The organism is Micromonospora sp. M42 (genome assembly GCF_000568915.1).
GTDB classification, from domain to species: Bacteria; Actinomycetota; Actinomycetes; order Mycobacteriales; family Micromonosporaceae; genus Micromonospora; species Micromonospora chalcea.
Genome location: NZ_KK037233.1, coordinates 1,146,449 through 1,157,609 on the forward strand (window position 1 = coordinate 1,146,449; position 11,161 = coordinate 1,157,609).

At 74.1% G+C, this 11,161-nt stretch carries 11 protein-coding genes; 4 read left to right on the forward strand and 7 right to left on the reverse strand.

Annotation, left to right across the window (positions count from 1 at the left end; genetic code table 11):
- Together MCBG_RS04985 and MCBG_RS04990 are read left to right on the forward strand one after the other, a co-directional pair.
- A partial coding sequence (locus MCBG_RS04985; RefSeq protein WP_198033271.1) for a glycoside hydrolase family 15 protein occupies window positions 1–1,110 on the forward strand: 1,110 nt, incomplete at its 5' end.
- Window positions 1,111–1,159: 49 nt separating this feature from the next.
- The gene (locus MCBG_RS04990) at window positions 1,160–1,897 is read left to right on the forward strand and encodes a zf-HC2 domain-containing protein (RefSeq protein WP_043324265.1); all 738 of its coding nucleotides are present in this window, start codon (window positions 1,160–1,162) and stop codon (window positions 1,895–1,897) included.
- Window positions 1,898–1,925: 28 nt separating this feature from the next.
- On the opposite strand, the gene MCBG_RS04995 is transcribed toward MCBG_RS04990, so the two are convergent.
- Both MCBG_RS04995 and MCBG_RS05000 read right to left on the reverse strand, forming a co-directional pair.
- A complete protein-coding gene (locus MCBG_RS04995; protein ID WP_043324268.1) occupies window positions 1,926–2,492 on the reverse strand; it encodes a sigma-70 family RNA polymerase sigma factor in 567 nt (188 codons plus the stop codon).
- Between the two features lie 153 nt (window positions 2,493–2,645).
- Complete coding sequence (locus MCBG_RS05000; protein ID WP_043324270.1) at window positions 2,646–3,122, reverse strand: molybdenum cofactor biosysynthesis protein; 477 nt, start codon at window positions 3,120–3,122, stop codon at window positions 2,646–2,648.
- Window positions 3,123–3,213: 91 nt separating this feature from the next.
- On the opposite strand from MCBG_RS05000, the gene MCBG_RS05005 reads away from it, so the two are divergent.
- Complete coding sequence (locus MCBG_RS05005; protein WP_082930926.1) at window positions 3,214–4,455, forward strand: hypothetical protein; 1,242 nt, start codon at window positions 3,214–3,216, stop codon at window positions 4,453–4,455.
- A 181-nt stretch (window positions 4,456–4,636) separates the two neighbouring features.
- Here MCBG_RS05005 and MCBG_RS05010 read toward each other — a convergent pair whose 3' ends face one another.
- From MCBG_RS05010 to MCBG_RS05030, 5 genes are all read right to left on the reverse strand, one after another.
- Window positions 4,637–5,722: a PIN domain-containing protein gene (locus MCBG_RS05010; protein WP_043324272.1), complete on the reverse strand. Its 1,086-nt coding sequence runs from the start codon at window positions 5,720–5,722 to the stop codon at window positions 4,637–4,639.
- Window positions 5,723–5,757: 35 nt separating this feature from the next.
- A complete protein-coding gene (locus tag MCBG_RS05015; protein WP_205796838.1) occupies window positions 5,758–5,937 on the reverse strand; it encodes a hypothetical protein in 180 nt (59 codons plus the stop codon).
- Between the two features lie 288 nt (window positions 5,938–6,225).
- Window positions 6,226–7,815, reverse strand: a complete 1,590-nt coding sequence (locus MCBG_RS05020; RefSeq protein WP_043324274.1) for a DHA2 family efflux MFS transporter permease subunit — start codon at window positions 7,813–7,815, stop codon at window positions 6,226–6,228.
- A gap of 312 nt (window positions 7,816–8,127) precedes the next feature.
- A complete protein-coding gene (locus MCBG_RS05025; protein ID WP_043324276.1) occupies window positions 8,128–8,748 on the reverse strand; it encodes a DUF305 domain-containing protein in 621 nt (206 codons plus the stop codon).
- The gene (locus MCBG_RS05030; protein WP_043324278.1) at window positions 8,733–9,482 is read right to left on the reverse strand and encodes a lytic polysaccharide monooxygenase; all 750 of its coding nucleotides are present in this window, start codon (window positions 9,480–9,482) and stop codon (window positions 8,733–8,735) included. The genes MCBG_RS05025 and MCBG_RS05030 overlap by 16 nt, the downstream gene beginning before the upstream one ends.
- A gap of 244 nt (window positions 9,483–9,726) precedes the next feature.
- Here MCBG_RS05030 and MCBG_RS05035 point away from each other — a divergent pair.
- Window positions 9,727–11,161, forward strand: a 1,435-nt coding sequence (locus tag MCBG_RS05035; protein ID WP_369799269.1) for an alpha-L-arabinofuranosidase, incomplete at its 3' end; no start/stop codon positions are given.

The following is an 11,161-nucleotide window of genomic DNA, read 5'->3' on the forward strand; positions in this document are numbered from 1 at the left end:
CTACGACGAGACCGGCGCGCTGCTGGCCGCCCCGACCACATCGCTGCCCGAGGAATCGGCGGGGTCCGCAACTGGGACTACCGCTTCACCTGGCACCGGGACGCGGCGCTGCTGCTGCTCGCGCTGTTCCGCCTGGGCCACGCCGAGGAGGGCCGCCGCTATCTGCGGTTCCTGCTCGGCATCTGCGCGCGGCAGCATCCGCTCGCGCCGCTCGTCGGCATCCACGGCCACGCCACCGAGGAGCGTGAGCTGCCGCACCTGTCCGGCTACGCCGGCTCGGCGCCGGTGCGGGTCGGCAACGAGGCGGCGAACCAGATCCAGTTCGACACGTACGGGCACATCCTCGACGCGGCGCTTGCCTACCAGCTGCTCACCGGCGAGCTGACCGGCCCGCAGTGGGCGCTGCTGCGGCGGCACGTCGAGACCATGGCGGAGCGCTGGCGGGAACCGGACCACGGGGTGTGGGAGATCCGCGGCCCGTGCCGGCACTACGTCTACTCGAAGGTGATGACCTGGGTCTGCCTGGACCGGGGCATCCGCCTCGCCGGGCTGCTCGGCGACGGCGCCGCGCCGGTGGACCGGTGGCGCCGGGAACGTGACGCGCTGCACGCCGAGGTGCTCGACCGCGGGTACGACGAGCGCGCCGGCAGTTTCGTCATGGCGTACGGCGGGACCGAGCCGGACGCCTCGCTGCTGCGGATGCCGCTCGTCGGGTTCCTGCCCGGCGACGACGCCCGGGTGGTCGCCACCGTCGAACGGATCCGCGCCGACCTCGCCGTCGCGCCCGACCTGATCCGGCGCTACCGGGCCGACGACGGGCTGCCCGGCACCGAGGGGGCGTTCCTGCTCTGCTCCTTCGAGCTGGTCTCGGCGCTGGTACTGGCCGGCCGGCACGGCGAGGCGCGGGACATCTTCGACCGGCTGGCCGGCCGGGCCGGGCCGCTCGGCCTGCATCCGGAGGAACGCGCGCCCGACGGCACGGCGCTGGGCAACTTCCCGCAAGCGTTCACCCATCTGGCACTGATCGAGGCTGCGCTGAACCTGGACTCGGCGGGCGACCGGGACGCGCTGCACGCGTGGGCGGAACGGTCAGCGGCCGCGGCGGCGTGACCGGCACCCCGCCGGGAACCAGCGCGCCGGTCCGGACGACTATCCCTGTATGGCGTGTGAGCAGTGGCGGGAAATCCTGTCGGCACAGCTGGACGGTGAGGCGTCCCGCTCGGAGATCGAGGCGGCCGAGGCGCACCTGACCGGCTGCGCCGGCTGCCGGGGCTGGTTCGACTCGGCCGCGGCGGTCACCCGGCGGGCCCGTACGCAGCTCGCCCCGCGCGTACCCGACCTGGTCGACGCGGTGCTCGCCGCCGCGCCGCCGCCCCGGCCGAGCCGCCGCCAGCGGATCGCGCTCGGACTACGCGGGGCGCTCGGGTTGCTCGGCGCGGTGCAGCTCGTACTCGGGCTGGCCCAGATCGGCCGGGAGGCGGTCGTCGCGCACGCCCACACCTCCGGCCAGCACCTGTGGCACGAGTCGGCGGCGTGGAACGTAGCAGTCGGCGCCGGGTTCCTCTACGTGGCGGCACGCCGGACCACGCCGTCCGGCCTGCTGCCGATGCTCAGCGCGTTCGTCGCCACGCTGGTGCTGCTGTCGGTGAACGACCTGATCACCGGTCAGGTCGCGATGACCCGGCTGGTCAGCCACGGCTTCCTGCTGGTCGGCTGGGCCGTGATGCTGGTGCTGTCCCGGCCGGGCTGGCGCCCCGGCGACACGCCGCCCGGGCGGGGCCGGTCGAGCGGATCGCGGTGGGCGCTGCGCACCGAGGAACCGGCCGCGCCGGCGCCGCTGCGGCTGGTGCAGCCGGGCCCGTACCCCGCACAGGCCCGCAACCGGCGCGCGGCCTGAACCGCCGGACGGCCGGGGCCCGCGGGTGTCAGCGGGCGCGGCGGTCACGGACGTCGCCGGACCAGGCGGCGGCCAGGTCCTCCCGGGCGCGGGCGACCCGGGACCGGATCGTGCCGACCGGGCAGCCGCACACCTCGGCGGCCTCGGCGTAGGACAGGCCCAGCACCTGGGTGGCCACGAACGCCTCCCGGCGGTCCGGGGCGAGCGCCGCGATGAGCCCGCGCAACACCACCCCGTCGTCCCCGCCGCGGGTCACCGCCCCGGCCGCCTCGGCGGCGGCCTGCCAGTCCGCCAGCGCGGCCGTGCGGGGCCGCGCGGTCGCCGCCCGCACGTGGTCCACCGCGACCCGGCGGGCGATGGTGAAGACCCAGGTACGCGCCGACGACCGGCCCGCGAAGCCGGGCAGGCTGCGCAGCGCGCGCAGGAACGTCTCCTGGGCCAGGTCGTCGGCCTCGGCCGGCCCGGCCAGGTGGGCGAGGAACCGCCACACCGGCGCCTGGAGGGCACGGACGAACGCGGCAGCGGCCAGCCGGTCACCACGGGCGGCGCTCCGGGCCCACCCGGTCACCTGCTCGTCGTCGGCGTCCGGGCTCATCCTCGGCCGGCCCGCGGGCCCGACATCGTCATGCCCGACGGTACGGATCCGCTGCCCGCTCGGTTCATCCCTGGCGTCCCTCCTGCCACCGGGCCTGACTGTCGGCGACCTCCGGTTGGTCGGCCGGCGGGCGGGAAAAGTTCCCGAACCGGGTCAGTCGTCGTCGACGGAGACGGTGACCGGCCCGACCCGCAGGACGCCGTCGGTGAGCGGCGCGCAGCGCACACCGCCCCGGCGACGCATCGCCTTCCAGGTGCCGGGCGCGACCACCACGTCGAGCCAGGCGCACGGCGGCGCGGCCCGGTGCACCCGCAGGCGGACCGGACCGTCGCCGGAGTCGAGCGTGAGCACCCGGCCGACCAGCTCGTCCACCGGGATGCCGTCGGTCAGCACGTTACGTCGCAACTGGGTGAGGTCCGCCCCGGGCGGCAGCGACTCCCGCGCGATCAGCGTGACGCTCGCCTGGCGGTGCGCCGGGCGGCCGAAGTAGCGGTCACCGACGATGCCGAGACCGGCGCGCACCTCCACCCGCTCGACCAGTTCACCCGGCGGCGCGGGGGCGGGCCCGTCCGCGGGGCGGCCCACGTACCGGTGCACGGGCGAGGCCAGCAACTGGACGATCCGCGGCATGCCCCGAAGTGTAATCGCGGGCATACCACCGCCAAACCGGACGATAGCCGCGCTCACGTATCCGCGGCTTACGCAGGGCGTTGTACCAGGTGTGACGGCGAGGCGACCCGACGCGATCGGGGCTCATCCCCGGCGGCGGCTGGCCTGGGCGCGGCGCGAGAACGAGCGCCGGCGCCAGGCGTACGAGACGGCGGCGCGGGCCTGGCGGCGGCGCGCGGAGCACCTCGACCGGCTGCGGATCGAGGCGGCCGGCTTCCACGGGTGCGTCCTGGCCGGCGCCCCGCTACCGGTGCCACTGGACGACGGAGAGGTCGTCTACCGCATCCTGCCCACCGTCGACCTCGTCGAGGCCGCGGCCCGGCACCTGCCCGGACTGCCGGTGCCGGGCGGCACGCTCGCCGGATGTCTCGACCCGGCCGAGGGCCCGCTACCGGCCGGGCTGCGCGTGATCGCCAGCGGCGCCGCCGTGGTGACCGACCGGCGGGTCGCCTTCACCGGGCCCGGCGTCGGCCGGGAGTGGCCCCTGCGGACTCTGCGCGGACTCGGGCACCACCCCGGCCGTCCGGTCACCCTGCTGCACGGCACGGACGGCGGCGCACCGGCGGGTCTGCGCGTGCCGGCGCCGGGCGCGGCGAACGCCCGGTTCTACCTCACCCTGGCCCACGCCGACGCCACCGGTACGCGCACCGCGGTGGTGGAGGACGTCGAGGCGCTGTGGTCCGCCCACCGGGCCGCCCGGCCCCGCCCACCCCGGCCACTCGGGCCGTGGGACGCCCCCGCCGAACGGGCGCTCCCCCAGCGGCTGGCCGCGGCGGGCGTCGCAGCGATGGCCGTACTGCTGGGCGTCACCTCCGCCGGCACCTGGACCGCGACCGCCGGGCAGACCGACCCGGCAGCCCGAACCGCGACCCACCCGGCGACCGCACCCCCACCGGCCGTTTCGTCAGTGCCGCCCGTGGCGACCCCGGTCAACCCGTCGTCTCCCCCTGCGTCCCGGCCGCCCCGGCCCGCGCCGCGACCTCCGGCCGCCGGTTCGGGTGATCGGGTCCCCACCACCGCGCCACCTGCCGCCGGATCCCCGTCGACGCGCGTGAGCGGCCGTACGCCCGTGATCGTCGAATCGTCCGGCCCACCCGCCGCCGGTCCGGCGACGCCGGCGCCGAGCGTGAGCCCGACGGCTGATCCGGTTCCGACCGGCGAGCCCGATCCGACAGCGGAGCCGAGCCCGTCCGCCGCATCCGCCGAGCCGAGCGTCCTGGACCTGGTGGGCCTGCACCTCGGCCTGGCCGTCGGTTCCGGCGCAACAGCCCAGCAAGACGCAACCCTCCCCTGACCCCGCCCCACGCTCGCCGCTCTCCCACTTCCCCGCCGTCCCGCCCTCGCGGTCACCCCGCCTCACCCTCGCCGTCGATCTTGCACTTCGCGCCCCGCAGATGCCGGATTAATCCCGCTTTAGGCGGGCCGCAAGTGCAAGATCGCGGGAACGAAGGGCGAGGGGCGGGTGGGGTGGGGGGTCAGGGGGTGTGGGGGGTCAGGAGGTAGTCGCCGTCTTCTGGGCTCCAGCGCAGCTCGACCGCGCCGCCCGTCGCGGCCGCCTTGCAGAACTGCAGGAAGCTGCGATATCCGAGCTTCTTCTCGCTGAAGTCGGGCCGGGCGCGCCGGAGCTGGTCCTTCAGCCCGGACAGCGCCACCGCGCCGCCCTCGCCGGCCAGGTCCACCACCACTGATCGCAGCAGCCCGAACGCGACGTCGCGGTCGCCCTGTTCCGGAAGCGACACCTCCGGGTCGCCCTTCGCCGGCCCCGCCGCCAGCTCCACCACGTTGCGCGCGGCGAGGTGGCGCAGCAGCTCGCCGAAGGTACGGAAGCCGTAGTCGGACTCGCTGAACGTCGGGTCCTTGCGCAGCAGCGCGCGCTTGAGCGCGGACGCGGTCACGTCACCGCTGGAGCTGCCCTGCATGCCGGCCACCGTCTGTACGAGCTGGACGGCGAGCGTGTCGACGTCCCGGGCCCGCCCCTCCTCGGCCGCAGCGGCTTCCGGCGCGACCTCCGCCACCGGTTCCGCCACCGGCCCGGGCGGCGCCGTCCGGGCCGGACGCGACCGGCGGGCGGACGGCGGCGGCACGTCGACGCCTTCGAGGCGGTCGTAGTAGAGGAACTCGTCGCAGGCCGGCGGCAGCAACGCCGAGGTGGACTTCTCCACCCCCACACCGATCACCCGCTTGTTGAGTTCGCGCAGCTTGTGGACCAGCGGAGTGAAGTCGCTGTCGCCCGTGCAGATCACGAACGTGGAGATGTAGCCGCGTTCGAACGCCAGCTCGACCGCGTCCACCGCCATCTTGATGTCCGCGGCGTTCTTGCGGGAGGCGCCCATCCGCTGCGGGATCTCGATCAGCTCGACGTGCGACCGGGTGAGCATCCGCCGGTCCTCGTCGAAGTACGACCAGTCCGCGTACGCCCGGCGCACCACCACCCGCCCCCGCTCGGCGAGCGCGTCGGCGATCGGCCGGAAGTCGAACGCACCACCACCGTGGTGGTCGCGTACGCCCAGGGCCAGGTTCTCGTAGTCGAGGAACAGCGCGATCCGGTCTTCGTGATCCACACTGGCAGCCTAGCCCGGCCGGACCGCCGCGCCGGTCAGCGCCGCTCGTCGCGGTAGACGGTCTCGCGGCGGGCCAGCCGCTGGATCGCGTAGCTGCTGACCAGGAGCAGCAGCGCCAGCACCACCTCGACGCCGGCCACGGTGCCGCTGGCGACGGTGAGCCCGAGCAGCAGCAGGATGAGCCCGACGACGGCGAGCAGGCCCGCCAGCAGCATGCGGTTTTACGCCGTCGCGCCGACCGCTGCGCGTCGTCTGCGCTCACGCTGCCCGCCTCTCCCCGCCGGCCCCCTGTGCCGATCGTAGGCGCTCGTCACGGCCCCGGTGGCGGGTTGGCCCCCCCGGCACGGTCCCGGCGGCGAAAGCCACGCCGACACGGCCGGGCGGGCCGACAGCGCGAGGACACCGGCGGGTGGCCGACAACGCGCCCACCCGGCACGGCGGGCGGCACCGCACCGATGTGGCGCGGGGCCGGACGCTCAGGCGTCCGGCCCCGGTCACGGCGGTCAGTGGATCGGCAGCGCCATCGGCTGCTTGTCCTCGCCCGTCTCGCCGTCGAGCAGGTGCGACGGCTCACGCCGGCGCGGCAGGAAGGCGGCCGGGACGAAGGTGAGCAGCACCAGCCCGAACGCGACCCAGAACGTGGTCGAGAAGGCGCCCGCGGCGTAGTCGAGCCCCCGCTCGATGAGCGACGGCGGCACCGGGAACTGCTGGATCAGCTCGGGCCGCTGCTGTGCGGCGATGGCGAGCTGGGATTCGGTCAGCGGGGCGCCGGTGCCCGGGTCAGTCACGCCGGGGATGGGCCGCGAGCCGTTCAGCTCGCTGGTGAGGATGACCGACATGATCGCGGCGCCGATCGATCCGCCGATCTGCTGGAGGATGTTGACCAGCGTGGAGCCGCGCGCCACCTCGGCGGCGCTGAGCGTCTTCAGCGCCGAGGTCATGATCGGCATCATCGTGCCGCCCATGCCGAGGCCCATCACGAACAACGAGCCGCAGAGCAGCCAGTACGAGGTGTCGGTGCCGAGCTGCGTGAAGGTGAAGAACCCGGCCGCGATGAGCACCAGCGCGAAGGGCACCGTCCGGCCGACCGGCACCCGGTCGGCGAGCGTGCCCGCGATCGGCATGGTCAGCATGGCGCCGATGCCCTGCGGCGCGATCAGCAGGCCCGCGGCGAGCGTCGTCTCACCCCGCACCTGCAGGAAGTAGCTCGGGAACAGCAGGCCCGCGCCCATGAACGCGATGATGAACACGAACATGGTGATCGAGGCGATGGTGAGGTTGCGGTTGCGGAACAGCCGCAGGTCGAGCAACGGATGGCGGGGCCGGAACGAGTAGGCCACGAAGGCGACCACGAGCGCGCCGCCGGCCAGCATCGGCAGCCAGACCTTGGTGTCGGCGATCGTGCCGGTCTCGGGCAGCGTGGAGATGCCGTACAGGAACAGGGCCAGACCCGGCGACAGCATCAGCATGCCGAGGAAGTCGAACGCCTGGGACGGCTCGGCGTTGTCCTTCGGCAGCGCGAGCTGGGCGTAGATCAGCGCCACCACGCCGATCGGCAGGTTGATCAGGAAGATCCAGTGCCAGCTGGCGACGTCGATCAGCCAGCCGCCGAGGATCGGGCCGGTGATCGGGCCGAGCAGCATCGGGATGCCGAGCACTGCCATCAGGCGGCCGATGCGGTGCGGGCCGGCGGCCCGGGTCATGATCGTCATGCCGAGCGGCATGAGCATGCCGCCGCCGAGGCCCTGGACCACACGCCAGGCGATCAGCTCGCCGATCGAGTCGGCGGTGGCGCAGAGCCCGGAGCCGATGGTGAACAGCGCCAGCGCCACCATGTAGAGGCGTTTCGTGCCGAACCGGTCGGCGGCCCAGCCGCTGAGCGGGATCACCGTGGCCAGCGCGAGCGTGTAGCCCGTCATGGTCCACGCGACGCGCGCGTACGAGGCGTCGAACTCGCTCTGGAACGTCGGGAGCGCCACGCTGACGACTGTCACGTCGAGGATCGACATGATCGCGCCGAGCACGACGACGCCGGCCACCTTGAGCACCGCGGCGTCGAGCTTTGTCGACGTCGCGACGGGTTGCTGGGTCACTAACGGTCTCCTGGATCCGGTTCGGCTGCCGAAGGCGGTGGGGGTCGCCACGCACCGTCCGGGCGCGGGCGGAACGCGCGGCGGGGCGACGTCCGGCGGGAAGCCTAACCACGACCGGCGACAGACCGGGGCGGATTTTGCCGACGGACGAGGCGTCCCGGGCCTGCGCACGGCCGCACGGCGGGCCGGCGGCTCACGGAAAAGGGCGGTTGCGCGCCGATTCGTGAACCTCGGCGGGCCGGTGGGCGCGACGTCGACGTGACGAAGGTCATGGCGCGTCCGGGCAGCTCCGGGGCGTGCGGGCGCGCCGTTTCAGCCCATCCGGCCCATCAGTTCGATCTCCGCGGTCCGGGAGCGCTCGATCCGGCGGGCCAGCTCGCGTACCCGCTCGCTGGTGCCGGCGGCGACCTGGGCGCGGGCCAGGTCGGCCGCGGTGCGCTGGTGCCGGCTCAGCACGTCGACCAGCACGCGGTCGGCGTCGGCGGGCGCGGCGGCGCGCAGCCGGGCCAGTCCGGCGGCAGCGTCGCTGTGCCCGGAGTGGTCGTGCCGGGCGGCCGCGGCGGCGGCCGACGGCCCGGCGTCGCGCAGCCATTCGCGCATGGTGGCCAGTTCGTCGGTCTCGGTGGCCCGCACGGCGGCGATCAGCGTGCGGATCCGCGTATCGGTGGCGCGGTCGAGACCGAGCCGCACGATCTCCAGCGTCTGCTCGGTGTGGGCCACCATCATGGCCAGGAACAGCGCGTCGATCCCGCTGACCGTGGTGTCCGGGGCCGAGGCCGTGGCGGACGGGACCGGCGGGGACGGATCGGCCGCGGGCGGGCCGCCGCAACCGGCCAGGGTCAGCATCACGCCGAGCAGGGCCGCGGACGCGCGGCGGAGCCGGGGACCGGCCGGCTCCGCCGCGCGGGTACGCGGGCTCAGATCTGCTGCCACAGCGCCGGCACGTTCGGCGGCTCCCAGCCGGCGATGGCGGTGTGCGCCTGGCGGCAGCGGTAGCTGCGGCCGTCGTAGGTGACCGTGTCACCGACCTGGTACGCCCGTCCGGCCGTCCACGTGCCGCCCGGCGCCGGCGTGCTGGTCCGGGTGGGCGTGGGCGAGGGCGCGGGGGTGGTCGGCGCCGCCGTCGGCGTGGGCGACGGGGTCGGGTTGCCGCCACCGCCGCCGATCTGCAGGTCGACGCAGGAGTAGAAGGCGTTGGCGGTGTCGGAGATGTTCCAGATGGCGAGCAGTTTCTGCCGGCCGGAGAAGCCGCCGAGGTTGACCGTGTGCGACACGGTCGCGCCGGGCTGACGGCCACCGCCGTCGACCACGGCGACCCGGGTGCCACCGATCCAGTACTCCCAGTTGGCGGTGGCGTGGCGGGCGGTGTTGACCCAGGTGAACGTGACGGTGCTGCCGACCGAGGTGGCCGGCCAGTTGCGGCTGTCGTCGTTGAGGACCGCGAACTGGGCGATGCCGGCGTGGCAGCTGCGCAGGCCCTTGGGGCCCTCGACGCTCTGCGGCTCGTACTTGATCTGGCCGCAGTCGGGCACCCGGTTCTGCGCGCACAGCGCCTGGCGGCTGGGCGGTGAGGAGACGTAGCCGTGGGCCTGCGCGGGCGCGGCGAGCGCCAGCGTGCCGGTCACGGCGCCTGCGGTGAGCAGCGGGAGGGTGATTCTTCGACGCATGGTGGCAACTCCTTCGGGGGGAACGGAAGGTGCCCCGAACATAAATTAAACATTGTTAACAGTAAAGACTCCTGTCTATAAATTAAGCCCTGCACTCCCCGACGCCGGGCGTATGATCCTCGTCGATGGCTCGCCGCGCGGAGCCGATCGTCGTTCCTGGGCATCCCGCCGCCGCCAGGCGTCCGGGAGGACGACGCAGACCGGGCATCGCCTCGTCGTCCCACTCCCCGGAGGACACCCCCGCATGAGGAGAACCACCGCGTTCGCGGCCAGCCTGCTCCTGCTCGCCACCGCGCTCAGCACCGTCGGCGGACCGGTCGCCGCCGCCGACCCCACCGACCCGGTCACCGTCACCGTGAACACCCGCGCCGGGCTGGCCACGGTCCCGGAGACCGCGCTCGGCGTCAACCACGCCATCTGGGACTCGCAGCTCGGCAGCGCCGAGACGTCCGACCTGCTCAAGGCCGCGGGTGTGAAGATGCTGCGCTACCCCGGCGGCTCGTACGCCGACATCTACCACTGGGAGACGCACACCGCGCCCGGCGGCTACGTCGCGCCGAACACCGACTTCGACACGTTCATGGCCGGCGCCCGCCGCGTCGGCGCCCAGCCGATGATCATCGCGAACTACGGCACCGGCACGCCCGCCGAGGCCGCCGCCTGGGTCCGGTACGCCAACGTCACAAAGGGCTACGGCGCCAGGTGGTGGACCGTCGGGAACGAGAACTACGGCAACGGCCACTACGGCTCGGCCTGGGAGGCCGACGACCACCCGGACAAGAGCGCCGCCCAGTACGCGCGGCTGGTGATCGAGTACGCCGACGCGATGAAGGCGGTCGACCCGAGCATCAAGGTCGGCGCGGTGCTCACCATGCCCGGCAACTGGCCGGACGGGATCACCGCCGGCTCCGACCCGGGCCCGTGGAACCAGACCGTGCTCTCCCTCGCCGGCCCGAAGATCGACTTCGTGGACGTGCACTGGTACCCGGGCGGCAACGCCGCCGACTCGCTGGCCCGGACCAACCATTTGCCCGACGCGGCCTGGCTGCTGCCAGCAGATCGCCAGGTACGCCGGCCCCGGCGCGGACCGGATCGGGATCAGCTTCACCGAGCTGAACGTGGACGCCGGCCGCACCACCGCGCCCGGCGCGCTGTTCCTGGCCGACGCCTACAGCGGCCTGCTGGGCAGGGCGTCTTCACGGTGCAGTGGTGGAACGTGCACAACGGCATCGGCACCGTCTCCGAGGTGGCCGGGCAGACCGACTACGGCGACTTCGGGATGCTGTCCAGCGGCAACTGCACCAGCGACGGTGAGGTGTGCCAGCCGGCGTTCAACACCCCGTTCGCGCCGTACCACGCGCTGTCCATGATGAACCTGTTCGCCCGGCCCGGTGACCAGCTCGTCCGCGCCGGGACCGACGAGCCGCTGGTCGCCGCGCACGCGGTCCGGCGGCCGGACGGCAGCGTCGCGGTCCTGCTGCTGAACAAGGACCCGGACAACGCCCACCCGGTGGCGCTCGACTACGCCGGTTTCACCCCGGCCGACGAGGCCCCGACAGTGCACACGCTCGCCAACGGCGCGACCGGGATCAGCACCGGCCGCTCGGGCAGCGCCACCGTGCGCACGCTGCCGCCGTACTCGCTGACCACGCTCGTGCTGCGACCGGCCGGCAGCTCGG